The organism is Tistrella bauzanensis (assembly GCF_014636235.1).
Lineage (GTDB): Bacteria > Pseudomonadota > Alphaproteobacteria > Tistrellales > Tistrellaceae > Tistrella > Tistrella bauzanensis.
The window spans coordinates 43,538-68,242 of sequence record NZ_BMDZ01000027.1; the positions used below are offsets into that span (position 1 = coordinate 43,538).

Sequence of the window (24,705 nt, forward strand, 5' to 3'; positions counted from 1 at the left end):
GATCGACATCACGCGGTCATCTTCAACCGCGTCGGCGCCGGCTGACGGATCGCGGGTGGATTCCTGTTGATCTGCGCCCGGCCGAATTCAAGCATACGCTGCATCTTGCGCATGGTGAAGCGCTCGTCATTCAGCCATGACTGATAGGTGCGCGCGACATCCTCCTCATCAAGGAAGCGTCGCATCATCTCGTAACTGTTGACGATCCGCTGTGGATTGAACTGGACCTTCTGCAACCATTCAATCCGCAGTTCGGCGATATCGTCGGACGTCAGGGGAACCTTGTCCCGATCGAAGATATCGCCATAGAACACGAACGGATCCGTGGTGAACATGCGCGGCGTGGTGCGCATGCTGGTTTGTCCATCCAGACGCCGCGCCTGTTCCGGCGTGGGATCCAGATGCGTCCACAGCAAGGTATCGCGGAACACACGCACAATATTCAATGTCGGATCGCACAAATGATCGAAGGATGCGGCATAATCGATCGTCGCCCGCATCTCTTCCTTTGTCTCGGAGGGGAACCCGGCCATAAAGAAGGTCGTGCAGATGAAACGCCTGGACGCGGCATCGATCATCTTCTGCGCGCGGTCGATCTTCAGGTTCTTGCCGATGAAGCGTTGCAGCCGGGGCGTGACCGTCTCGACGGCCAGCGACATCATCACCGTGCCGGCTGCCTCGAACAGATCCAGCATCTCCTCGTCCATCTGATCGGCGCGCAGCCCGATCGGGAAGTGCAAGCGCATGCCCGGCAGCTCGGCCGCGATCTTGCGCAGCACCGCCTTGGCGCGGGGCTGCGGGAAGTTGAAGATGTCGTCGACGAACATGAACGACGTGATACCGTGGTCATCGCGGCGCTTGCGCATCTCGTGGACCACAGAGTCGGGTGAGCGCTGATGCGTCGCCTTCTCCGCCGCGATATGGCAATAGAAACAGCGATACGGGCAGCCGCGCGACGTTTCGATATAGCCGCAATGCGATGGCGGCACGTGGGCCGCGTTGCTGATCCCGCGGTACTGATCAAGATCGATCAGGTCATAGCCGGCAGGGGCACCGCGTCCAGATCCCTGATCCGGACCCGCTTCTCGTTCCGCAGCACCTTGCCGTCGACCAGGGCCGCGGTGCCGACCAGATCGACCGGCATCGGCTCACCACGGTTCAGGATGGTGAGCAGGGCCGAAAACGTCTCCTCGCCCTCGCCGATCACCGCAAGATCGATCTCGCCCGCCTCAAGCAATTGATCATAGGCCGAGGACACATGTGGCCCACCACCAATGATCGGTCGCCCGGGCAGCGTGTGCCTGATGATCCGGCTCAGCGCCGTGAACTGGTCACGGAAGAACGACAGCGCCCGCAAGCCGATCAGATCCGGCTGAAACTCACGCAGAACCTGCGGCAACGCCGTTTCATAGTCGCGGCTGGTCAGCGTCTGAAAGATCCGGATCTCGGTCTCGGGAAAGGCTTCGCGCGCCGCCGCGGCAATGTACATCAGACCCAGGGGGTGGCTACCCCAGCGGCTGGCCTGAAACGACTCTTCGGATGCATCGGCTGCAACGAGGAGGATGCGACGGATCATGGTATGCAATTCCCTTTACGGTGCGCCCCACGCCGGCAAAACCGGCTTACTATATTTTGGGTAAGCCTAGGCTGTATAGCCGGATACCGTTAGTGATTTTGCGACAGGCGGCCTGCACGAAACCTGTTTCGTTATTGGCGTCGGCCACGAGCCACGGGCCGGGCCGTGACAAATCGAAGCGGCTGCCGATTTGGCGCCATCGCGGGATCGGGTGCCGTGGACAGCGGCACTGGTGGTGCTAGGCTGGTGATGCGGCTGTCATATCGGGCCGCCCGCGCCAAAATAGGGAGGCCCGCCATGGAGTTGTCCCGCGCCACTGAAGGCACGCTCACCCTGGCATTGTCCGAGCAGGAACTGTGTGTGATCCACGCCTGCCTTCAGGAATCGCTGACGGTGATCCACCCCTGGGAATACCGCCATATGGTCGGTGTGCCGGTGGAGACCGCATCGGGCATCGCCGGCCGGCTGCATCATCTGATGCGCGTGATCGGCATTGTCGATGGCCATGTCTGACACGGCACAGGCGGCCAGCCCCGCCCGGGGTCACGCGGCGGTGCAAGCGGCGCTCAGCCAGTCGCGCAGCGCCTGAACCTCTGGTGATGCCATGCGCGCCGGTGTCGCCACCAGATGATAGCCGGCGCCGGGGATCAACGGGCCGAAGGGCTGGACCAGCACGCCGCTCGCCAGCTCGTCGCGCAACAGAACCAGACTGCCGATCAGCGCGCCCTCACCCGCGATGGCCAGTTGAAGGGCATGGCCGTCATCTGTGAAGCGAAGCCCCCGGCCGGTGTCGAGCCATGATGCCCCGGCCAGCCGCCGCCAATGCGACCAGCCGGGGGCATCGGGGCTCCGGTGATGCCAGTCGACATGCAACAGCGTGGTGCCGGCGAGATCGCGCGGGCACCGCAGCCCCAGCCTCGGGCTTGCCAGCACGCCGAAGGCATCGTCGCACAGATGCAGCGATACCAGCCCCGGAAACGGCCCGGTGCCATAGCGCACCGCCGCATCGGCGGCACCCGCCTCAAGATCGGCGATCGCCTCGGTCGCGTGCAGGCGCAGATCGATGTCGGGGTGGCGGGCGCGGAAGCGGGCCAGGGCCGGGATCAGCCGCCGCCCGGTGAACAGGGTGGTCGCCGACAGGGTCAGCACGGGATGTGTCACGGGCGGCGGCCGCAGGGCGGCAACCGCCGTCGCCATGCCGTCCAGCCCGTCGCGCACCGCCGGAAACAGCGTCAGCCCGGCCATGGTCAACGACACCCGCCGGACATGGCGGATGAACAGCGCCACGCCCAGGCTGTCTTCCAGCAGGCGGATCTGATGGCTGATCGCGGTGGGCGTGACGGCCAGTTCATCGGCGGCCTTCTGGAAACTCAGCCGGCGGGCCGCAGCCTCGAAGGCGCGCAGGGCGCCCAGCGGTGGCAGCTTGCGCGGCATCGGTGCCGGCGGTTCCGGGCGGCTGGTCATGGCTGAGCCTGTCTCATCCGTCGGGTGAGGGATCCGATTTTGCCGGACCGGTTCTATCAGCCTATTGCTTGCCCGTGAAGCCGCCGCCGCATCGGGATGACTGATCCTGTCACATCCATGCGCGGCCATCACCCTCACGGAAAGGCCCCCTGTCATGGCAACCCTGCTTCAGATCGACGCCAGCGCCCGCGCCGGTCGCTCGGGTATAGACCCGCATGGCTCCCACACCCGCCGGCTGACCGCGCGTTTTGCCGCCCGCTGGCAGGCCAGCCGGGCCAAGGACACCCTGCGCTACCGCGATGTCGCGGCAGAACCGCCCCGGCCGGTGGATGGCGCCTGGGTGGCCGCCGCCTTCACGCCACCTGCCACCCGCACCGCCGCGATGCGCGACGCGCTGGCCGAAAGCGACCGGCTGGTCGCCGAGCTGCTGGCCGCCGATGTTCTGGTGATCGGCGCGCCGATGTATAATTTCGGTCTGCCCGCGACACTGAAGGCCTGGATCGACAATATCGTGCGGGTCGGCGTCACCTTCGGCTTCGATCGCGGCCGGGGCGCGGAGCCCTATTGGCCGATGCTGCCCCCCGGCAAGCGGCTGGTGATCGTCAGCGCGCGCGGGGATTTCGGCTATGACCCCGGCGAGCGGATCGCCCATCTGAACCATGTCGAGGGCGGGCTGGCGGCGCCGCTCGGCTATATCGGCCTGACCGATACCGCCGGTGTGGCGGTGGAGTATGACGAATTCGGCGATGACCGGCTGCGCGCGTCGCTCACCCGCGCCGAGGCGGCGATCGACGATCTGGCCAACCGGCTGGCCGACCGGATGGCCAACGATACGCCCTGAGCCTTCCGACCAGACCCAGCCAGGGCTTGCCGTCGGCGCTGTCCCGTCCCATCATGCGCCGGTCCGGAGCCAGAACGGCCCGCGACCGATGGCGTTGAGGAGGCGGTCCGCGCCCAAATGGACGATCCCATACCTGACATGACCGGCACCCCGGCCGGCGACCGCGACGGCCCGTCAGCCGCCGGCGGCCGCGACTGGCGGCGGGCGCAGGCGGCATTCGACGGCGATTTGCGCCTTCATCTGGCGGAGTTGGTGGCGGATGCGGCCGACGATCTGGCCGGTGATTTCTATCGCGTGCTGCTGGCCGATCCGGAAGCAGCCCCGTTGCTGTCGCATGATCTGGTCCGCACGCGGCTGCGCGCCTCGCTGGCCGGCTGGCTGTGCCGCCTGTTCGCGGCCGAGCCCCTGCCCGATTTCGACACCATGGCCGCGATCCAGCGCCATATCGGCGAGGTCCATGCCCGGGTCCGCGTGCCGATCCATCTGGTCGGGCGCGGCGCGCGACTGATCAAGGCCGGGCTGGCGGGCCGGCTGGCGGCGTCGCTGGACGATCGCGACCGGCTGGTTCAGGCGCTGGTCCATATCGAGACGGTGATGGATATCGCCATCGAGCTGATGAACACCGCCTTCGTATCCGACCTGAAGCGCGAGACGCGCAATGAGGAAGCCTATCGGCTGTTCTTTCTGAGCCAGGATCTGACCCTTGAGCGGGAGAGCCAGCGCGCCGCTCTGCTGGAATGGAATCAGACCGTGCTTCTGGCGCTGGCCGGCGGCGCCCATGTCGCCGGTGCCGCGACGGGTGCCGCCCTGCCCGCGATCGGCCGGTCGGAATTCGGCCTGTGGTTCCATCATCGCGGCAGCATCATGTTCGAGGGCCTGCCGGTTCTGGACCAGGTGGCCCGGCTGATGCAGGCCATCGACGGCCGGATTCTGCCGGAGATCGATGACGCGCGCGCCACCGCCGGCGATATCGCGGCCGGGCTCGGCGCCCTGCAAGGAGCGGTGGGCGAGATCCAGTTCGTGCTGAAACAGGCCTTCGAGGGGCTGATCGGCATCGAGGCCGGCCGCGACGCCCTGACCCGCACCCTGAACCGGCGCTTCCTGCCCGCGATCCTGAACCGTGAGATCGCCCTGGCGCTGCGCCGCAAGCGCCCCTTCGCGCTGATCATGATCGATCTGGATCATTTCAAGGCGATCAACGACGCCCATGGCCACAGCGCCGGCGACGCCGCCCTGCGCCGCGCGGCCGAGACGATATTGGGCACATGCCGTGGCAGCGACATCGTGTTCCGCTATGGTGGCGAGGAATTTCTGGTGGTGGCGGTCGAGACCGATGATGCCGCCGCGCGCGAGATGGCCGAACGCCTGCGCGCGGCCATCGCCGCGACCGATGTCACCCTGAGCGGCGGCGCCCATATCACGATCACCGCGTCGATCGGGATCGCGGTGTTCGATGGCCATCCCGATTACGGCCGGCTGATCGATGCCGCCGACCGGGCGATGTATAATGCCAAGCATGGTGGCCGCAACCGGGTTGTCTCGGCCCCAACCAGTCTCACCTGTCCTGAACCGGCACCGGTCACCACCGGCTGACCTGCCCCGATCCCGCACACCATCATTCCCCCGGACCCGTCCCGCCCCAAGGAGCGACCTGACCCATGTACCCGAATACCAGCCTCCACATCGACGGCGCCTGGACCGCCGGCAGCACCGGCTTCGACGAGGCGGTTCTGAACCCGGCGACGGCCGCGGAAATCGGCCGGGTCGCCCATGCGACCACCGCCGATCTGGACCGGGCGCTGGAGGCGGCCGACCGCGCGTTCAAGACCTGGCGCAAGGTTCCGGCCTATGACCGGTCGAAGCTGATGCGCAAGGCCGCCGGCCTGCTGCGCGATCGCGCCGACAGCATCGCCCGGATCATGACCCTGGAACAGGGCAAGCCGCTGGCCGAGGCCAAGGCCGAGACCATGGCCGCCGCCGACATCATCGAGTGGTTCGCCGAGGAAGCCCGCCGCGCCTATGGCCGGATCGTGCCGCCCCGTTTCGCCGGCACCCAGCAATTGGTGACGCGGGAGCCGGTGGGGCCGGTGGCGGCCTTCACGCCGTGAAATTTCCCGATCAACCAGGTGGTGCGCAAGGTTTCGGCGGCGCTGGCCGCCGGCTGCACCATCATCGTCAAGGGCCCTGAGGAAACCCCGGCAAGCTGCGCCGAACTGGTCCGCGCCTATGTCGATGCCGGGCTGCCGGCAGGCGTGGTCAATCTGGTCTATGGCGTGCCGGCCGAGATTTCGGCCTATCTGATCCCGCATCCGGTGATCCGCAAGATCTCGTTCACCGGCTCGACCGCGGTCGGCAAGCAACTGGCGGCGCTGGCCGGCCAGCATATGAAGCTTGCCACCATGGAACTGGGCGGCCATGCCCCGGCGATCGTGTTCGACGATGTCGATGCCAGCCGCGCCGCCAGGGCGCTGGCCGCGCAGAAATTCCGCAATGCCGGTCAGGTCTGCGTGTCGCCGACCCGCTTCCTGGTCCACGAGGCGGTGGCCGACCGTTTCGTCGACGATTTCACCCAGGCCACCGCCGCACTCCAGGTCGGCAACGGCCTGGATGACGGCGTGCAGATGGGGCCGCTGGCCAACAGCCGCCGGGTCGACGCCATGGAGGCGCTGGTCGCCGACGCGCTGGCCAGTGGCGCCACGCTGCGCACCGGCGGCGAGCGCATTGGCAATACCGGCTATTTCTTCAAGCCCACCGTGCTGACCGGGGTGCCGCTCTCAGCCCGGATCATGAACGAGGAACCCTTCGGCCCGGTGGTGCCGGTGACCACCTTCAGCGACTACGACGCGCTGATCGCCGAGGCCAACCGCCTGCCTTATGGGCTGGCCGCTTACGCCTATACCAGCTCGGCGCGCACCGCCGCCAATCTGTCGGCCGATATCGAAAGCGGGATGATTTCGATCAATCAGGGTGCGCTGGCGCTGCCGGAAGTGCCGTTCGGCGGGATCAAGGAAAGTGGTCACGGGTCCGAAGGTGGCAGCGAGGCGATCGAGGCTTATCTCAACACCAAGTTCGTGGCCCACAACACCGCGTTCTAAGGCCGCCGCGCCCCGCGGGGCGGCGATCCGGCGTGATGCCCGCCATGTCTGGCATCACACCACCCCCTTCAACCGGAAGTCGTGCCGTCATAACCGATCGTACCGTTCTTCAGCCCGGTCCCGACCATCCGATCACCATCGCGCCCGCCGCCGGCCGGGCGGTCGTCACCATTGCGGGCCAGGTGGTCGCCGACAGCCGCAAGGCGTTGTCGCTGCGGGAAGCCGGCTATCCGGCGGTGCTGTATGTGCCGCGCGCCGATGTCGACATGGCGGCACTCAGCCGCACCGACCACACCACCTGGTGCCCTTACAAGGGTGAGGCGTCCTATTACAGCATCCCCGCCGGCGGTACCGCCGCGACCAATGCGGTCTGGAGCTATGAAGCGCCCCATGACGCGGTTGCAGCAATCAGGGATCATCTGGCGTTCTATCCCGACCGGGTCGACGCGATCAGCCTGCGGGATGATGCCACGGACTGAACCATGATCGCATGGCAACCCGTGCAGTCGCCGGTTTTGCCGTTGATATTGCGAGTGATTATCAATATCAATATGGATGTTCTGTCGCCGCCCAAGGATCACGGCCGATGCATCCAGCCCTGGACCCCGCCTTCAGCGGACCGTTCGACCGTTTCCGCGGCATGGTCGCGGGGCCGGAGGACACGCGCCCGGCAGTGAGCGCCCGGGCGCTGATCGCGGGCGAGGATCTGGGCGAGATGATGATCCGCCGCGCCGGCGGCAGTGCTGCGGCACCGGCGGCCCGGCGGGGTGCGGCATCGCTGTGGTCGCAATTCTATTTCGCGATCATCGCCGTGCCGGTGGTGGCCGGCGCCATGCTGGCCGGGCGGCGGCTGGCGGTGGGGCTGGATGACGTGCGCTGGGTGATCGGCGATAACGGCCTGCCGGTGGCGATGCGGCTGGACGATCCGGGCGCCGCCCTGCCCGATCGCGACCCCTCGGGCGTGATCGTCGAGTTGATCGAAAACCATATGACACCGCTGGTCGACACCGTCAGCCATACGGTCCGGCTGGCACCCAGGCTGCTGTGGTGCAACGCGGCCGTGCGGCTGATCTGGGCGATGGAAACCGCGGCCGAGGCCGCCAACGACACCGCCGTCAACGACACCGCCGACATTGCCAGCATCGCACAGGCGACGCGCCGGCTGCTGATCGAAACCCCCACTTTGCCCTCTGGCGCTGCCAATCCGATGTTCGACATGCTGTTGCAGCCGTCCAGCGGCGCAACCGCCAGCTATGCCCGCAAGGTCTGCTGCCTGCGCTATCTGATGCCCGGGGTGGCGGATTGCGGCGAGACCTGCCCGCTGCCACGCAATCGCGGCTGAGCGACGGCAACGCCATTTTGCCGCTCCGGTCGCCTGACCGCATCGCGCATCGATCATCGACCTTTACGGCGCGCGCGGTTCGGTTTATGCCCTGAACGGGGCAGATGAATGGCGGCGCATGACCAGGATGTGGGCGACCGAGGGGCGGGAGGCGGATGGGCGAAAGACCGGGGGCCCGGGCGGGAAGCCGGCCGCTGTGCCGCCCGGCAGCATTTCGGCCTATCTGGTGGCCGAGGCCCTGGCCGGCGCCCATCTGCGGCGGCTGGACACGGGGCCGGTTCTGCGGGCCGCCGGCATCGATCCGGTGGCGTTGACGCGGCCCGGCGCCCGCGTGACGACCGATCAGTATGCCATGCTGTGGCGTGGCCTGACCCTGCTGCTGGATGATGAATTCTTCGCGATGAACCCAAGGCGGCTGAAACGCGGCAGTTTTGGCTTCATGTGCGCCGCCGCGCGCAAGGCACCCGATCTGGCCGCCGCCTTCCGGATCATGACCCGGTTTCTGATGCTGGCCTTCGACGGCGTGGATCTGCGCCTGCTGCGCCATGGCGATCAGGCCGAGCTGGTGATGCGCGGCCGGCGTCCGTCGGCAATGGCAGCCGCGACGGCGTCGGCACAGCCCACCGATGCCGGCCCGCCGCGTGCCTTCGCCGATTTCACCATCTGGCTGATGCTGCATGGCGCCGCCTGCTGGCTGATCGGCCGGCGGATCGCCATCCAGCACGTCGACATCCGGGCGAAGGCGCCGGTCTATATCGACGATTACCGGCGGCTGTTCTGCGATGACCTGCGCTTCGGCCAGCCGGTCAGCCGGCTGGTGTTCGCCGCCAGCCTGCTGGAGATGCCGGTCGACCGGTCGCGCCGCTCGCTGACCCGGTTTCTGAAGCAGGCGCCGGGCAATATTCTGGTGCGTTATCGTAACGCCGATGCCTGGCTGGTGCGGGTGCGCCACCAGTTGCGCGACCGCCACCCCGACGACTGGCCGGATATCGACCGGCTGGCGGCCGATTTCGGCGTGTCGACGGCGACCCTGCATCGCCGGCTGGCGGCGGAAGGCCAGAGCTATCGCAGCATCAAGGACGCGCTGCGCCTGGACATCGCCACAGAGGTGCTGCGCGACCCGGCGGCCAGCGTCGCCGATGCCGCCGCCGCCGCCGGTTTCGCCGATCCCTCGTCCTTCCATCGCGCCTTCCGCAAATGGACCGGGGTCAGCCCCGGCCGCTATCGGCGCGATGGCGGCACAGAGGCCATATGAAGGCCATCCTGATCTATGCCCTGGCCGCCATGGCCGAGATTGCCGGCTGCTTCGCCTTCTGGACATGGGCACGGGGGACGCGGCTGGACGGGGGGCGCTGGATCGCAGCGCGCTGTGGCTGGTGCCGGGCGAGATCAGCCTGATCGCCTTCGCATGGCTGCTGACCCGGGTCGACGCCGCTTTCGCCGGGCGCGCCTATGCCGCTTATGGCGGGATCTATATCCTGTCGTCACTGATCTGGATGTGGGTGGCGGAAGGATCGCGCCCCGACCGCTGGGATGTGACGGGCGGTGCCATGTGTCTGGCCGGCGCGGCGATCATCCTGTTCGCACCGCGCGGCCCCTGAGCGCGCACGACGCCTGAGCGCGCGCGGCCTTCTGCCGCAGGACGCACACCCATGTCGCACCGGGACCATGGCCCCCGGTGGCGCTCCTTGGCGATATCGTGCCGCATTGCACGCGCTGATCCCCGGCCAAGAGAAGGGCTTACGCGCCAATCGCCGCGACGGGCCATATCGGCATGCGCGCGCAGGCGATCGGTAACCGGGGTTCGATCCTGCGACACTGGAACGCTTGAGCCCGCGCCCCGGCAGTGGTTGCATGGCCGCAACCGGATGCGCGGAGTTGTCGCCATTGCCGGAACGCTGACGCGCGCAACCTTAACCCGCGTCAGGTGGTTGTTCCTGCTGCGTCCATAAACCACCGAGATCGTCCGACAGGTCGCCCAAGACACCTGCACCGGAAACTGTGTCCGAGGAGATGAGCCATGGCAGCCACATCAGCCAGCCCGGAGGACCGGAAACGGCGCCGCCGCGCCACGCCGGCCGGCCGATGGGGAGGCGCGCGCGATGTTTGAACAGGCAGACGCTGTGCTGCTGGCCCGCATCCAGTTCGCGTTCACCGTGTCGTTCCATTTCATCTTTCCGGCCTTCTCGATCGGCCTTGCCAGCTATCTGGCGGTGCTGGAGGCGCTGTGGCTGAAGACCGGCCGCGACGTCTATCTGGGGCTGTTCAAATACTGGCTGAAGATCTTCGCCCTGGCCTTCGGCATGGGCGTTGTCTCGGGCATCGTGATGTCGTACCAGTTCGGCACCAACTGGTCGGTGTTTTCCGACAAGGCCGGGCCGGTGATCGGGCCACTGATGGCCTATGAGGTGATGACCGCCTTCTTCCTGGAAGCCGGCTTCCTGGGCGTGATGCTGTTCGGCATGAACCGGGTGGGACGCGGGCTGCATTTCGCAGCAACCCTGGCCGTGGCCGTCGGCACCTTCATTTCGGCCTTCTGGATCCTGTCGGCCAATAGCTGGATGCAGACGCCGGCCGGGTTCTCGATCAACGAGGTCGGCCAGTTCGTGCCCGAAAGCTGGCTGGAGATCATCTTCAACCCGTCTTTCCCCTATCGTCTGGTGCACACGGTTCTGGCCGCCTATCTGACCACGGCCCTGGTGGTGGGCGCCGTGGGTGCCTGGCATCTGCTCCGCGATCGGGCCAATGAGGGCGCTCGGGTGATGTTCTCGATGGCCATGGGGCTGGTGATGGTGGCGGCGCCGATCCAGATCTTCGCCGGCGACATGCACGGCCTGAACACGCTGGAGCATCAGCCGGCCAAGGTGATGGCCATGGAGGGCCATTTCCAGAGCCATCCCGACGGCGCGCCGCTGATCCTGTTCGGCATTCCCGATCAGGAACGGGCGACGGTCGACTATGAAATCTCGATCCCCAAGGCGTCGTCGCTGATCCTGAAGCACGATCTGAATGCGCCGCTCGACGGGCTGGAGACGGTCGACCGGGCGGACTGGCCCTATGTGCCGATCGTGTTCTGGTCGTTCCGGATCATGGTCGGGCTGGGCTTCCTGATGCTGGCCCTGGGCGGCTTCGGCCTGCTGGCGCGGCTGCGCGGCAATCTGCATCAGTCGCGGCCCCTGCACCGCTTCGCGCTGCTGATGGGGCCGGCCGGTTTCGTGGCGGTGATCGCGGGCTGGGTGACCACGGAAGTCGGCCGCCAGCCCTTCACGGTCTATGGCCTGTTGAGAACCGCGCAATCGGCCTCGCCACTGGATGCGCCGGCGGTGGCGGCGTCGCTGCTGGCTTTCATCCTGGTCTATTTCATCGTCTTCGGCGCCGGCACGATTTATATCCTGAAGCTGATGGCCAAGCCGCCGCAGATCACCGGCCCCGCCGGCGACATGGAAGACGACGCCCAGCCACCGGTACGCGCGGCCGGCATCACGCCAGCCAGTTCGGTCAGCACCGGCCGGGCGATCGGCGGCCAGCATGGAACCCATGAGGGAGGGCCACGGCGATGACCGGTTTCTTCGACCTGCCGACCATCTGGGCCTTCGTCATCGCCTTCGCGGTGTTCGCCTATGTGGTGATGGATGGCTTCGATCTGGGCCTTGGCATCCTGTTCCCCGGCTTCAAGCCGGGGCCGGAGCGCAGCCGGGTGATGAACACGGTGGCCCCCGTCTGGGACGGCAACGAAACCTGGCTGGTCCTGGGCGGCGGCGGGCTGATGGCCGCCTTCCCGCTGGCCTATGCCATCGTGCTGCCGGCCCTGTATGCGCCGATCATCGCCATGCTGCTGGGGCTGATCTTCCGGGGCGTCGCCTTTGAGTTCCGCTGGCGCGACCCCCGCCATCGCCGCACCTGGGACATCGCCTTCACCGCCGGATCGATCGTGGCGACCTTCGCGCAGGGCGTGACACTGGGCGCGCTGTTGCAGGGCATCGCCGTGGAAGGCCGCGCCTATGCCGGCGGCTGGTGGGACTGGCTGACCCCGTTCAGCCTGCTGGTGGGGGCAAGCCTGGTTATCGGCTATGCCCTGCTGGGCGCCACATGGCTGATCATGAAGACCGACGGCGTGCTGCAGTTGAAATGCTATACGCTCGCCCGCAATCTGGGCATCGTGACCCTGATCTGCATGGCCACGGTCAGCGCCGCGACCCCCTTCCTGTCGGGCGCCTATTACGAGGCGTGGTTCGCGTGGCCGCGGGTGCTGTTCACGGCGCAGGTGCCGCTGCTGGTGCTGATCTGCACGGTGGTGTTCTTCATCGGTCTGCGGCGCGGCTGGGAATTCATGCCGTTCCTGATGGCGCTGGCCTTCTTCACCCTGGGGCTGATCGGGCTGGGGGTGAGCATCTTCCCGCATGTGGTACCGCAGGCGGTGACCATCTGGCAGGCCGCCGCCCCCGATGACAGCCTGATCTTCATGCTGGTCGGCGCGGTGGTGCTGATCCCGATCATCCTGGCCTATACCGGCTATGCCTATTGGGTATTCCGCGGCAAGACCGGCCATGAGGGGTATCATTGATGGCCGACAGGAAAACGCGCCACTGGCCACATGCGCGGCAATGGCCCCGCGCACGGCAATGGATGTGGTTCGTGGGGTTGTGGGCCGCCGGTGTGGGTGTGACCATGGCGGTGGGGCTGGTGATCAAGGCGTGGCTGGCCTGATCCCCTGCCCCGCCACGCCGCCCTGCCTCCTGCCTCCTACCCTGCAAGCTCCACCAGCAGGGCCGCCAGCACCCGGGCGCCGGCGTGGATATCCGCCGGCGCCGCCCGCTCGGTGGGGTGATGGCTGATCCCCTGGTGACAGGGGATGAAGATCATCGCCGAGGGGGCGACCGCATTCAGATGGCGGGCATCGTGCCCCGCCGCCGATGGCAGATCCATGGCGGCATGGCCGAGCACGGCGGCGATGTCGCGGGTGCGGCGGCGGAGGCTGTCGGGAAAGATCAGCGACGGCGCATCGACCAGCCGTTCCACCTGCACCGTACAGCCCTGGGCCAGTTCGGCACAAAGGCCGGCGACGGCATCGCCGAAGCGCCGCACCACGGCGCTGTCGAAATGACGCAGATCGATCGAGAACACCACCCGTGCCGGCACCACAGAGGGCGCGTTGGGTGAGACGATGAACCGGCCGACCGTGAACATCAGCGCATCATCGGCCGCGCGCGCGATGCCGTGCAGCCGCTGGACCATGGCGCTGGCGGCGATCAGCGCATCGCGGCGTTCGGCCATGGGTTTCGTGCCGGCATGGGCCTCCTCTCCGGTCACGGTGACGCGGAAGGTCTGCTTGCCCTGAATGCCGGTGACGGCGCCGATGGCGCGGCCTTGCGCCTCCAGCACCGGCCCCTGTTCGATATGGGCTTCGACATAAGCTTCGACCGGCATGCCCAGCTCGCGCACCGGCACATCGGGGAAGGCCGCGTTCACCTGTGCCAGCGCCTCGGCGACGCTGCAACCATCGGCATCAGCCACTGCCAGAATTTCGTCCAGCGGTCGCACGCCGGCAAAGGCTTCCGAGCCCATCATGCCCGGGGCGAAGCGCGAGCCTTCCTCGTTCATCCAGGCCACCGCCTCGATGCTGCGCCGGGGCTGATGGCCGCTGTCGCGGAGCGCTTCCAGAACCTCCAGGGCCGCCAGCACGCCGAAGATGCCGTCGAACCGGCCGCCGGTGGGCTGGCTGTCGATATGCGAGCCCGACAGAACCGGCGGCAGATGCGGTTCGCGGCCCGCCAGCCGAATAAACAGATTGCCGGCCGGATCGGTCGCGACGCCCAGGCCGCGGGCACGAACGATCGCGATCAGGTGTTGGCGGGCGGCGATCTCTTCCGCCGACAGCGCCTGACGGTCGACCCCGCCATCCTCGCGGGCGCCGAACCGGGCCAGGTCCATATGACGCTGCCACAACCTGTCGGCCGAGACATGGCCGACCACGCGCTCCGCCGCCTCGGTGATCTGCTGCCCCACCGGCATCTGCTCATCTCCCTGCTCGCGGCGCCAGTCGGTACGGCGACGCCAGGCGTTGTCGTCGTCATCGGATCCGGGCGCCGCACCGCCGCCGATCAGCCCGCCATCGCCCGCCATCATCGCCTCACGTGGTTTTCATGATCTGGCCAGCCTCGGCGCGTGGATCGCGCGGCGTCCAGCGCCCGGCCTCGACCATGGCGATGAACTCGGCGAGAAGCTGGTTGAATAGCGCCGGTTCCTCAAGATTGAGCGTGTGGCCGGTCTTGGGCAGCACCGCCAGACCCGATGCCTGAAGGCAGCGCTTCATGAAGATGCCCGGCTGAAGGCAGTGATCGTCTTCATCGCCGACCATGATCAGCGCCGGCACCACACAGGCGCGGATCTGGTCTTCCAGATCATAGATCGAGGGCCTCTGCGCCTGAACGCCGCGCATGGTGTTGGCGGCCCCAATGTCGGAATGCTGGGCCAGCCGGTCGGCGAAGGCCTGCCAGCCACGCGGATCCTTGTTCTGGAACTGCACCCGGCTGGCACCAAGCGCATAGGTCTTCGAGAATTCGGCCGCGCCAAGCGTGGCGAAGCGGTCCGCCACCTCCAGCGAGACGCCCCGGAAATAATCCTCATACTGCTTTTCGGCACCATAGCCGGCCCCGGCTATGGTGAGCGACAAGGACCGGTCTGGCGCCATCAGGCCGAAATGCAGGGTGGCGAAACCGCCCATCGACAGGCCGACGATATGGGCACGCGCAATGCCCAGATGATCGAGCACCGCCAGCGCATCGCTGACCGCGATCGCCTGCGAATAGGCATCGACATCGGCGGGGATGTCGGATGGCGCATAGCCACGCGCCGAATAGGTGATGCAGCGATGCCGGCGGCTGAAATAGTTGAGTTGCGGTTCCCAGGCGCGGCAATCGCCGCCGAATTCGTGGATGAACAGGATCGGCGTGCCCGATCCCGCCTCTTCATAGTGAAGCCGGATGCCATCGGCGGCGGTTGCATAAGGCATGGGGGGTGTGAACCTTGGATGAGCGATGAACGCGGATCAGAACAGCGGCGGAATATCGTTGCGGCTGCGCGCCCGCCCGGCCATCTCGGGCAGCAGGGCACAGAAGGCTTCCATCCAGGCGACCGGCACGCTGGTCGAGACCTTGATGAAGCGGTCGCCGAAACGCGGGGTGTGATAGGTACCCTGCCTGATCATGATGCCTGCGGTCTGGAATTCCGCAACCAGTGCTTCGGGGCGGATGCCGGCCTCGATGCATTCCACCACCACGAAATTGCCATGCGACGGATAGACCGGCATCGAAAAGCCGGGCAATTGGTCGACCGCCTGCTTGATCAGATCCTGGTTGTGGCGCTGGATGCGCTGCACCTCGGCCATCCATTCGGCCTTGACCGACAGCCCGGCAAGGGCGGCGGCCTGGGCCACGACATTGGCGCCAAGCGGTGCCGTGGAGAACGGCGCGATCCTGTCCATCAGGTCTGGATAGGCGACCAGCGCGCCGATGCGCATGCCGGCCAGCCCCAGCCATTTCGAGAAGCTGACCACCGTCACCGCGCCTTCCGGATAGATCAGGCTGGCGGGGGTGTGGCCCTGGGCGAAATCGCGATAGGTGCTGTCATGAATGAGGATGGCGCCCACATCGCGTGCGATCGCCGCGAAGGCGCCGATCTCGTCGGCGGTATAGGTGATGCCGAGCGGGTTGTTGGGATCGACCAGATAGATAATCGCGGTGTTGTGGTCGACCTCGGCCGCCAGCCGCTCAGGGCTGAGCCGATAATTGTAGTCCGGGCCCCAGATCGGGATCTCCACCACCTCGGCACCGGCCTGGGCCGCGAATTGCAGCGGCCATTTCCAGCCCGGATCGGTGGTCACGAACCGGCTGCCGGGTTTGCAGAACACCCGGCAGATCAGCGCCAGTGCCGCGACCGCGCCATCGGTGACCAGGGCGCTGGCACCGGGCAGGCCCAGATCGGCGACGATGCCGGCGCGCAGCGCCTCAAGGCCTGCCGGCGGCGCATAGGCATGAAAGCGCTCGCCATCGATCGCCGCATGCATCGCCTCGCCAACCGCCGGATGCATCGGCACGTGATTGGTGTTCTGGCCCAGCCATTTCAGGTCCGCGTCGGCGAACAGCCGATCGAAATAGGCGTTCTTGATGTCCAGCGTGCTCACGCCTCGATCTCCTCAAGGGCGACGGCGGCCGCCCCGCGACGGCCGCCATCCTTGATGATCGACCCGCGCGAGGCGATGCCGCCATCGATGGTCACGATCGTGCCGCTGACATAACCGGCGCGCGGCGAGGCCAGAAACACCATCAGATCGGCGACCTCTTCCGCCGTGGCCGGGCGGCCGCCGGGATAACGGTCGAACAGCTCGCGCCAGCGGCCTTCGTCGCCGAACATGTCGACCGCGCGCCGCTTCATCAGCCGCACCATGCGATCGGTTTCGACCGGTCCAGGGTTCACGCCCAGCACGCGGATGCCGTAATCCAGGCTCACGCCGCCAAGCGCGCGGGTGAAGGCCATCAACGCCGCGTTGCCGGTGGAGCCGGCGATGTAATTGGCATCCCAGTTCTCACCGGAATTGCCGATGTCGTTGATGATCACGCCATGACCACGCGTCTGCATGCGAGCATAGACCACCCGGGTCAGCGACACATAGCCGAACACCTTCAGATCGAAGCCGCGCCGCCATGCCGCATCGTCGACGGCGTCGATCGGACCGGAAGGAATGTTGCCGGCATTGTTGATCAGGATGTCGATATCGCCGGCGGCATCGGCCAGTGCCAGCATCTGCGCGTCGCTCGACAGGTCCATGGCGTGGATGATGACCGAAACGCCGCATTCGGCCTCGATCAGCGCCTTCGCCTCAACCAGCGCATCGCCGGATCGCGCCGCCAGATGCAGGGTGGCACCCTCACGGGCGAAGCTCCAGGCGGCGGCAAGGCCGATGCCCTTGGATGCGCCGGTGATCAGAACCGTCTTGCCTTTCAGACCCAGCTCCACCGCTCAAGTCCCTCGCTTTTGTACGCAACATGCGCGTCTATGAATGCAATAAAGCTACTATTGTATCCGATGACCGGAATGTCAACCGCCGCCCTGTGCCAGGCAGATCCTGCGCGGGACGGCGGCGTGGTATCGGATCAGAGTTTCTTGTCGCTGGCCGGCACCTTCTCCCACACCGTTTCGTTGAAGGCGGCCTTCAGGTCGACCGGCTCCTTCAGCGCGCCGAAGCTGATCAGATCGGCCTGGACCTTCTCGAGGCTGGCCATGTCGAGCGCGCCCAGACCCTCTTCGGCGGCACGGCCGGCCACCATCAACCGTTCGATTTCATCGAGCATCAGCGCCTGATGGCCGCGCTCCAGCCCCTCGGACGCGGCCATGACGATGTCCAGCGCCTCATCCTTGTGTTCGAACGCGTATTTCCAACCTTTGAGCGTAGCGTTCAGGAAACCCTGGACCAGCTCCGGCTTTTCGGCCAGCACCTTTTCCGAGACCAGAAAACTGTCCTGCTGGGTGGTGACGCCATAATCATCGGGGGTGAACACGGTCAGGTCATCGATGCCCTGCGCCTTCAGCGTGTTGAGTTCATTATAGAAGGTGACGGTTGCGACATCGAACTGGCCATCGATGAACGGCGCCATCGTCACCGGCTGCGGCATGATCGTCAGCTCCGACTGGTCGATCTTGGCCGCCGCCAGCACCGAATACAGGGTATATTGCGGGCCGGTGAACCAGGTGGCGACCTTGCGGCCTTTGAAATCCTCGATGGTCTTGATGCCGCTGGCGGCGCGGGCGACGAAGGCGAAGGGCGTCTTCTGCTGCGACATGCCGATACACACCAGCGGCAGCCCCTTGGCGCGCGCATACAGCACGGCTTCGGTGCCGCTGCCAAGGCCGAAGGTATCGGCGCCCGAGGCGACCAACGCCTCGGCATTCAGATTGGGACCACCGGGATTGATGGTCATGTCCAGGCCCTCGGCTTCATAGAAACCCTTGGCCTTGGCGACATAGAAGCCGGCGAACTGGGCCTGGGGCAGCCATTTCAGTCGCACCGACACCGCTTCGGCGGCATTGGCCGGCGCGGCGCCGTTCAACGGTCCGCCAAGCGGCCCAACCACCGCCGCTGCCGCCAGACCGAGGGCGAGCAGGCCCTGTTTCGCAATCCGCATATACATGGGTTCAGCCTTCCGGAGCTTTTTTGTGTGCAAGGCGGGGGATTGGTGTGCATGAATGACGTAGCAATATGCATGCCATCATCTTCACAGCGGAAATCGGCTGGGTACCCGACCACGCCGCTATCTCAATCGGCCCATTTATTGGGCAATGCTAAATTTTGAGCACGAATTCAGCATTCTTGTATAATGGGTGGCAGACCCCGGTCCTCACGCCCGCATCCCCATGGGAGATATCCACCCCGATGTCCGCGACGGCACCTCTTCATCATCTGAGTCTGATCCGACTGGCCTTCGAGATCCGCCACGGCCGGGTGTCGCCGGTCGATGCGGTTCAGGCGATGCACGACCGGATCGCCCGCCATGACGGGCAGTTGCATGCCTATGCGACCGTCGACGCCGCCGGCGCCCTGGCGCGGGCCGAACAGGCGCGGGCCGAGATCGCGCGCGGCCTGTGCCGCGGGCCGCTGCACGGTGTGCCGGTGGCGGTGAAGGATCTGTTTGACACCGCCGATATGCCGACCGAATTCGGCAGCCGGGTGATGCGTGGCCGCAGGCCCGCCGCCGATGCAACCGTGGTGGCACGGCTGCGCGCCGCCGGCGCCATTCTGCTTGGCAAGTTGACCCTGACCGAAGGCGCCTATGCCGACCACCACCCCGACACCGTGGCGCCGGTGAACCCGTGGGGCGCCGCACACTGGACCGGCACCTCGTCGAGCGGATCGGGGGTCGCTGTGGCCGCCGGCCTGATCTGGGGGGCGCTCGGCACCGACACCGGCGGCAGCATCCGCCTGCCATCTGCCTGTTGCGGCATCACCGGTATCAAGCCGACATGGGGCCGGGTCAGTCGGGCCGGCGCACTGGCGCTGGCGCCATCGCTGGACCATGTCGGCCCGATGGCGCGCAGTGTTGCCGATGCGGTGGCGATGCTGGGGGTGATCGCCGGCCCCGACCCGCTGGACCCGACAGCCGCCCGCGACGCCGTGCCGGATTATGCGGCCGAGATCGCCCGGCCGGTGCGCGGTCTGGCGATCGGCATCGACTGGCGGCTGCTCCGCGCGCGCGCCGATGATGCGGTGCTGGCCTCCATCGACCATGTGATCGACGTCATGACCGGGCTCGGTGCCCGGATGGTGGATGTGCGCCTGCCCGAGATCGACCCGGTGCTGGAGGGCTGGGCCGTGCAATGCGCGGTGGAAGCGGCCATCGTTCATCGCGACGACTGGGCCACGCGCCCGGATGATTTCGGGCCGCGCCTGGCGGCGCTGATCGATCGCGGCCACCACCACACCGCCTTCGAACTGGCCCTGGCGCAGGACCGCCGCCGGACTTTTACCGGCGCCATGGAGGCGGTGTACGACGCCTGCGACGTGCTGCTGGTGCCGGGCCTGCCGGTGGCCGGCCCGACGCTGGATTATATGGCGGGTCTGGGCGAAGACCCGGCGGCGATCCTGGCGATCGGGCCGTTCACGGCCCCCTTCGACGTGGCGGGCCAGCCAACCGTGACCGTGCCCTGCGGGATCAGCGCCTCCGGCATCCCGATCGGCTGCCAGTTCGCCGGCCCGCGCTTCGCCGAGGCCCTGGTCGCCCGCGCCGGCCATGCCTTCCAGACCGCCACCGACTGGCACACGCGGCGCCCCGCCGGCTTCGCCTGATCGCGTCGCGGCTTGACTGGGCGCCATGGCTGATGCCAGCGTGGCCCGTCATTCAGGAGCCGCCCCCCGCGATGAGCACCACCAAGACCGCAGACAGATAAGCCGCAACGACCCGTTTTTCCGGTTGTTGCGGCGCCCCCTCCCCGGCCAGCGCCACCTGGCCCATCATCGGTTATGGCGTCACCCTGCCGGTGACGGTGTGGTGTCTGACAGGCCGTCTGTCACGCCGGCCGCAACACCCGGCCTGAACAGCGCCAGCGGCCGGATTTCATAAACCCCGGCACCATCGGCATTGGCGCGGGCGAGGTCGCGGGCGGTTGTCACGGCCTCGTCCACCGATGCGCAGTCGACCACGAAGAAGCCCAGAAGTTGTTCGCGAGTTTCGGCGAAGGGGCCGTCGATCACCAGCGGCGCGTCGCCCTTGGTCACCGTCACCGCCCGGGCGGTGGGCATCAGCCGCGCAACCGGCCCCAGGCGTCCCTGTGCGGCAAGCCCGTCTTCCACCGCCGCCAGCCGCGCCATGGTGCCCTGTTCCTGAACCGGGCTCCATGCGGCGACCACGTCTTCGCGGTCATAACATAGAATGGCGTAGAGCATCGACGGCCTTCCGCATGATGGCTGCGCTCAGGGCAATGTCCTGGTCTGGATGATCCAACACACAGTATGCCGCGGTTTGCGGCCATGGCGGCGGGGCAAATTGGCGACCGGATGGTGACCTGACCATGCCAAGGCAGTTTATGCAACCAGTTGCATGAATGCCGTGACCCGGATAGTCTCAACGGCAACAGGTTCCAAGAAACCGTGATCCCGCGTTGATGAGGCAGGCCCGCCATGCACAGCACCGAGACAAACGGGGCGATGCCCCCCTCCCCTTCCGGTTTTTCCCCGTCCGCTTCCACCATCTCCACCCCCTTCCCCGCCATGATGGCGCCGCTGGATCTGGGCTTCACCACCCTGCGCAATCGGGTGCTGATGGGCTCGATGCATCTGGGCCTGGAAGAAGCGCCCAACGGTTTTGCCCGCATGGCGGCGTTCTATGCCGAGCGCGCGCGTGGTGAGGTGGGGCTGATCGTGACCGGTGGTATTGCCCCCAATGAACGCGGCCGGCCGATGGCGGGCGGCGCCATGCTGACCACGGCGGCCGAGGCGCGCCATCACCGGGTGGTGACCGATGCGGTTCACGCCGAAGGCGGCCGCATCGCCATGCAGATCCTGCATTTCGGCCGCTATGCCTATCATGGCGATCTGGTGGCGCCGAGCGCGATCCGCGCGCCGATCAATCCGGCCCGGCCCCATGCGCTGACCGCGGCCGAGGTGGAGCAGACCATCGCCGATTTCGTCCGCTGCGCCGCCCTGGCGCGCGAGGCCGGCTATGACGGCGTCGAAATCATGGGGTCGGAAGGCTATCTGATCAACGAGTTCATCGCCGCGCGCACCAATCATCGTGACGACGACTGGGGCGGATCTTATGAAAACCGCATCCGGTTTCCGGTCGAGATCGTCCGGCGGGTGCGCGACCGTGTCGGCCCGGATTTCATCATCATCTATCGGCTGTCGATGCTGGATCTGGTCGAGGGCGGATCGACCTTCGACGAGGTGGCGATGCTGGCACGGCACGTCGAAGCCGCCGGCGCCACCATCATCAACACCGGCATCGGCTGGCACGAGGCGCGGGTGCCGACCATCGCGACCCGGGTGCCGCGCGGCGCCTTCGCCTGGGCGACACAACGGCTGAAGGGCCATGTCGGCCTGCCGCTGGTCGCCACCAACCGCATCAACACGCCCGAACTGGCCGAAACGCTGCTGGCCGGTGGCGCCTGCGACATGGTGTCGATGGCCCGCCCCTTCCTGGCCGATGCCGCGTTCATGCGCAAGGCCCGCACCGGCCGCGCCGACGAGATCAACACCTGCATCGGCTGTAATCAGGCCTGCCTGGATCACACCTTCGGCGGCAAGATCACCTCGTGTCTGGTCAATCCGCGCGCCTGCAATGAAACCGAACTGGTGATCGCACCTGCTGACGCGCCGAAACGGCTGGCGGTGGTGGGCGCCGGGCCGGCTGGCCTGGCCTTTGCCACCACGGCGGCCGAACGCGGCCATGAGGTGGTCCTGTTCGAAGCCGCCGGCGAGATCGGCGGCCAGTTCAATCTGGCCAAGACCAGTCCGGGCAAGGAAGAATTCCACGAGACCCTGCGCTATTTCCGGCGCCGGATCGAGACCAGCGGCGTGACCCTGCATCTGGGGCATCGCGCGCGCGGATGAACTGATATCAGCCGGCTTCGATGCCGTGGTGCTGGCAACCGGCGTGGTGCCGCGCCAGCCTGCGATCGAGGGATTGGACCATCCCAAGGTGCTGGGCTATCTCGACGTGCTGCGCGACCGCGCGCCCGTGGGCGAGCGGGTGGCGATCGTCGGTGCCGGCGGCATCGGCTTCGACGTCGCCGAATTGTTGAGCCACCCGGCGGGCGAGGGGCCGCCGGATATCGCCACCTTCGCACGGGATTGGGGCGTGGATATGGACCCGGCCAGCGCCGGCGGCGTCACCAGACCCGCCCCACAGGCCGCCGCGCGCCAGGTGCATCTGCTGCAACGCAAATCGGGCAGGCCCGGCGCCGGTCTGGGCAAAACCACCGGCTGGATCCATCGCGCCGCCCTGCAGGCCCGCGGTGTGACCATGACCGGCGGCGTCAGCTATCGGCGGATCGGCGATGACGGTGTCGAGATCGAGACCGGCGGCGCGCCCGCGACCATTCTGGCCGATACCGTGGTGATCTGTGCCGGCCAGGAGCCGGAGCGCAGCCTTGTGGCCGGCCTGGAGGCCGCCGGCTGCACCGTCCACCTGATCGGCGGTGCCGATCTTGCCACCGAGCTGGATGCCAAGCGTGCCATCGACCAGGGCACACGACTGGCCGCCGCCATTTGACCCACAGACCATCTGACCCACAGACAAGATACAAACCAAGGAGGAAACGCCCGTGACCATCCCGCATATCCCCAGTGCCGCCACACCCGCCGTCGCCGCCAGCCTCAACCTCTGGCATGAGATGATCGCCGCTGACGATCTGAGCCGGCTGCGCGAGATCGTGGCCGAGGATGCCATGTTCCGCTCGCCGATGGCACATGCGCCCTATGCCTCGGCTGATGCGCTGGTGCTGGCCCTGACCACGGTGATCCAGGTCTTCAAGGATTTTACCTATCACCGCAGCTTCGTGTCGGATGACGGGCTGGATGTGGTGTTGGAGTTCAGCGCCACCGTGAACGGCAAGTCGCTGAAGGGGATCGACATGATCCGTTTCGGCGCCGATGGCCTGATCCGGGACTTCGAGGTGATGATCCGCCCGATGAGCGGCCTTCAGGCGCTGGGCGCCGAGATGGGCGCCAGAGTCGGCGGCAGTCTGCCGGCCTTCAAGGCCAAGACCTGACGCCTGCCCTGTCTGCGACCCTGTCTACGATCCGGTCGAGGGCCGCTCTATCGATGCGTCCGCGGCCGGGTCGTTCAGGATCTCCAGAGCTTCCGTACAGACGTCGATCCAGCTCCGCTCGTGACGGATGCCGGTCTTCAGCACCAGATGGCGTAGCCGGCGCTCGCGGGATGCGGGCGCCGGTGTGAAATCGCGGGCCTCGATCGCCAGATAATTGGCCAGCATCTCGCGGTGAGATGCCAGACGTTGGCGCAGGTCATCCGGCAGCGCGGTATCGCCGAGCACGGCCGCCGCACGCAGCCGCACCATCAATTCATCACGCAGCGGCTTCGGCTCGGACCTGTCCTCCACCCAGCGCTTCAGTTCGGCGCGACCCGCCGGCAGAATCCGATAGTCGCGGCGACGGCCCCGGCCGCTGTCGGGCTCCATCGATTGCACCCAGCCTGCGGCTTCCAGCCGCGCCAGTTCGCGATAGATCTGCTGATGGCTCGCCTGCCAGAAATAGCCGATCGACCGGTCGAAACGGCCGGCCAGTTCCAGGCCGGATCCCGGCCGTTCGATCAGGGCTGTCAGCAGCGCGTGGGGAAGTGACATGGGCTGGGTGATGACTTTCCTGACAAGGGGCGCGGCCACTCTCCACGGCGGCAGGGCCGGCTGTCAAGACGCAAGCAGGGCACCTGGGCCGGCATGATATGACGCCGTGACAAGTTCTGACGTCTGACCGGCAAGGCGACGCTGAAGTTGATACACCCACCGCTACCCCGCTGATTGCGGCCTCGCTGATGTCAGATTATCGGGCACTGACGGCGTCCTGCATCGCCTTCAACGATCGCGGGCCTGACCCGGCTACGTCGCATCGGAGATGGTGGCGAGCGATCGGTCGGGCACGCTGAAGCTGATACGGCATCGCCACGCTGAAGCTGATACAACCCGGCTGGCCATCCGTACTGATGGCACCGTAGCCTGCATGACCGTGGCCGATGGCTCCCCGTTTCGACTTCAGCGTCACGACCGCCGGGGCCTGTAGGAAAGGGCGCGATGATCAGGGGAATCGGGTGAAAATTTTAAGCTGCGATGATGCTTGCGAGGAAGTCGTCGTCCCAAGCGGCGACCTTGCGTCGGAGGC

21 protein-coding genes and 3 pseudogenes are annotated in these 24,705 nt (G+C 66.9%); 14 read left to right on the forward strand and 10 right to left on the reverse strand.

The window, feature by feature from the left end; translation table 11 throughout:
* Positions 1-8: 8 nt before the first annotated feature.
* A complete protein-coding gene (locus tag IEW15_RS12400) occupies positions 9-989 on the reverse strand; it encodes a B12-binding domain-containing radical SAM protein (protein WP_188578294.1) in 981 nt (326 codons plus the stop codon).
* Positions 990-1,030: 41 nt separating this feature from the next.
* Complete coding sequence (locus tag IEW15_RS12405; protein ID WP_188578296.1) at positions 1,031-1,576, reverse strand: B12-binding domain-containing radical SAM protein; 546 nt, start codon at positions 1,574-1,576, stop codon at positions 1,031-1,033.
* Between the two features lie 297 nt (positions 1,577-1,873).
* On the opposite strand from IEW15_RS12405, the gene IEW15_RS12410 reads away from it, so the two are divergent.
* Positions 1,874-2,089 carry a hypothetical protein gene (locus tag IEW15_RS12410; protein WP_188578298.1) on the forward strand — a complete coding sequence of 72 codons (216 nt, stop codon included), beginning with the start codon at positions 1,874-1,876 and terminating at the stop codon, positions 2,087-2,089.
* A 30-nt stretch (positions 2,090-2,119) separates the two neighbouring features.
* Here the strand turns inward: IEW15_RS12410 and IEW15_RS12415 are convergent, their stop codons facing one another.
* Entirely contained in the window at positions 2,120-3,040 is a 921-nt protein-coding gene (locus IEW15_RS12415; protein WP_229708052.1) for a LysR substrate-binding domain-containing protein, read from the reverse strand.
* A 154-nt stretch (positions 3,041-3,194) separates the two neighbouring features.
* Here IEW15_RS12415 and IEW15_RS12420 point away from each other — a divergent pair, with 154 nt between their 5' ends.
* The 10 genes and pseudogenes from IEW15_RS12420 (at position 3,195) to IEW15_RS12465 (ending at position 13,025) form a co-directional block, all read left to right on the forward strand.
* Positions 3,195-3,881: an FMN-dependent NADH-azoreductase gene (locus IEW15_RS12420; protein ID WP_188578301.1), complete on the forward strand. Its 687-nt coding sequence runs from the start codon at positions 3,195-3,197 to the stop codon at positions 3,879-3,881.
* Between the two features lie 138 nt (positions 3,882-4,019).
* Positions 4,020-5,474 carry a diguanylate cyclase gene (locus tag IEW15_RS12425; RefSeq protein ID WP_229708053.1) on the forward strand — a complete coding sequence of 485 codons (1,455 nt, stop codon included), beginning with the start codon at positions 4,020-4,022 and terminating at the stop codon, positions 5,472-5,474.
* Positions 5,475-5,539: 65 nt separating this feature from the next.
* Positions 5,540-6,976 (forward strand): annotated as a pseudogene (locus IEW15_RS12430) (NAD-dependent succinate-semialdehyde dehydrogenase).
* A 44-nt stretch (positions 6,977-7,020) separates the two neighbouring features.
* On the forward strand, positions 7,021-7,455 hold the full coding sequence (locus tag IEW15_RS12435; RefSeq protein ID WP_188578343.1) for a DUF427 domain-containing protein: 435 nt from the start codon (positions 7,021-7,023) through the stop codon (positions 7,453-7,455).
* Positions 7,456-7,562: 107 nt separating this feature from the next.
* Complete coding sequence (fhuF, locus tag IEW15_RS12440) at positions 7,563-8,318, forward strand: siderophore-iron reductase FhuF (RefSeq protein ID WP_188578305.1); 756 nt, start codon at positions 7,563-7,565, stop codon at positions 8,316-8,318.
* Positions 8,319-8,514: 196 nt separating this feature from the next.
* The gene (locus IEW15_RS12445; RefSeq protein ID WP_188578307.1) at positions 8,515-9,573 is read left to right on the forward strand and encodes an AraC family transcriptional regulator; all 1,059 of its coding nucleotides are present in this window, start codon (positions 8,515-8,517) and stop codon (positions 9,571-9,573) included.
* A pseudogene (locus IEW15_RS12450) lies at positions 9,570-9,919 on the forward strand (YnfA family protein). Before IEW15_RS12445 ends, IEW15_RS12450 begins: the two are co-directional and overlap by 4 nt.
* A 501-nt stretch (positions 9,920-10,420) precedes the next feature.
* Positions 10,421-11,878, forward strand: a complete 1,458-nt coding sequence (locus tag IEW15_RS12455; RefSeq protein ID WP_188578309.1) for a cytochrome ubiquinol oxidase subunit I — start codon at positions 10,421-10,423, stop codon at positions 11,876-11,878.
* A complete protein-coding gene (cydB, locus tag IEW15_RS12460) occupies positions 11,875-12,882 on the forward strand; it encodes a cytochrome d ubiquinol oxidase subunit II (RefSeq protein ID WP_188578311.1) in 1,008 nt (335 codons plus the stop codon). The genes IEW15_RS12455 and cydB overlap by 4 nt, the downstream gene beginning before the upstream one ends.
* Complete coding sequence (locus IEW15_RS12465) at positions 12,882-13,025, forward strand: hypothetical protein (protein ID WP_188578313.1); 144 nt, start codon at positions 12,882-12,884, stop codon at positions 13,023-13,025. The genes cydB and IEW15_RS12465 overlap by 1 nt, the downstream gene beginning before the upstream one ends.
* A 36-nt stretch (positions 13,026-13,061) precedes the next feature.
* Here the strand turns inward: IEW15_RS12465 and IEW15_RS12470 are convergent, their stop codons facing one another.
* From IEW15_RS12470 to IEW15_RS12490, 5 genes are all read right to left on the reverse strand, one after another.
* Positions 13,062-14,444 (reverse strand): M20 family metallo-hydrolase, encoded by a 1,383-nt coding sequence (locus IEW15_RS12470; protein WP_229708055.1) that lies wholly within the window; start codon positions 14,442-14,444, stop codon positions 13,062-13,064.
* Between the two features lie 4 nt (positions 14,445-14,448).
* Complete coding sequence (locus IEW15_RS12475; protein WP_188578315.1) at positions 14,449-15,330, reverse strand: alpha/beta fold hydrolase; 882 nt, start codon at positions 15,328-15,330, stop codon at positions 14,449-14,451.
* A gap of 36 nt (positions 15,331-15,366) precedes the next feature.
* Positions 15,367-16,500, reverse strand: coding sequence for a pyridoxal phosphate-dependent aminotransferase (locus IEW15_RS12480; RefSeq protein ID WP_188578317.1), 1,134 nt, complete (start codon positions 16,498-16,500; stop codon positions 15,367-15,369).
* On the reverse strand, positions 16,497-17,333 hold the full coding sequence (locus IEW15_RS12485) for an SDR family oxidoreductase (protein WP_188578319.1): 837 nt from the start codon (positions 17,331-17,333) through the stop codon (positions 16,497-16,499). The genes IEW15_RS12480 and IEW15_RS12485 overlap by 4 nt, the downstream gene beginning before the upstream one ends.
* Positions 17,334-17,470: 137 nt before the next feature.
* Positions 17,471-18,505, reverse strand: coding sequence for an ABC transporter substrate-binding protein (locus IEW15_RS12490; RefSeq protein ID WP_188578321.1), 1,035 nt, complete (start codon positions 18,503-18,505; stop codon positions 17,471-17,473).
* Positions 18,506-18,747: 242 nt separating this feature from the next.
* On the opposite strand from IEW15_RS12490, the gene IEW15_RS12495 reads away from it, so the two are divergent.
* Positions 18,748-20,157, forward strand: a complete 1,410-nt coding sequence (locus IEW15_RS12495) for an amidase (protein ID WP_188578323.1) — start codon at positions 18,748-18,750, stop codon at positions 20,155-20,157.
* A 180-nt stretch (positions 20,158-20,337) separates the two neighbouring features.
* Here IEW15_RS12495 and IEW15_RS12500 read toward each other — a convergent pair whose 3' ends face one another.
* On the reverse strand, positions 20,338-20,754 hold the full coding sequence (locus IEW15_RS12500; RefSeq protein WP_188578326.1) for a YciI family protein: 417 nt from the start codon (positions 20,752-20,754) through the stop codon (positions 20,338-20,340).
* Positions 20,755-21,078: 324 nt separating this feature from the next.
* Here IEW15_RS12500 and IEW15_RS12505 point away from each other — a divergent pair.
* Together IEW15_RS12505 and IEW15_RS12510 are read left to right on the forward strand one after the other, a co-directional pair.
* Positions 21,079-23,080 (forward strand): annotated as a pseudogene (locus tag IEW15_RS12505) (oxidoreductase).
* 58 nt (positions 23,081-23,138) lie between these two features.
* Complete coding sequence (locus IEW15_RS12510) at positions 23,139-23,579, forward strand: nuclear transport factor 2 family protein (RefSeq protein ID WP_188578347.1); 441 nt, start codon at positions 23,139-23,141, stop codon at positions 23,577-23,579.
* Positions 23,580-23,603: 24 nt separating this feature from the next.
* Here the strand turns inward: IEW15_RS12510 and IEW15_RS12515 are convergent, their stop codons facing one another.
* Positions 23,604-24,173: a PadR family transcriptional regulator gene (locus IEW15_RS12515; RefSeq protein WP_188578328.1), complete on the reverse strand. Its 570-nt coding sequence runs from the start codon at positions 24,171-24,173 to the stop codon at positions 23,604-23,606.
* Between the last annotated feature and the right edge of the window lie 532 nt (positions 24,174-24,705).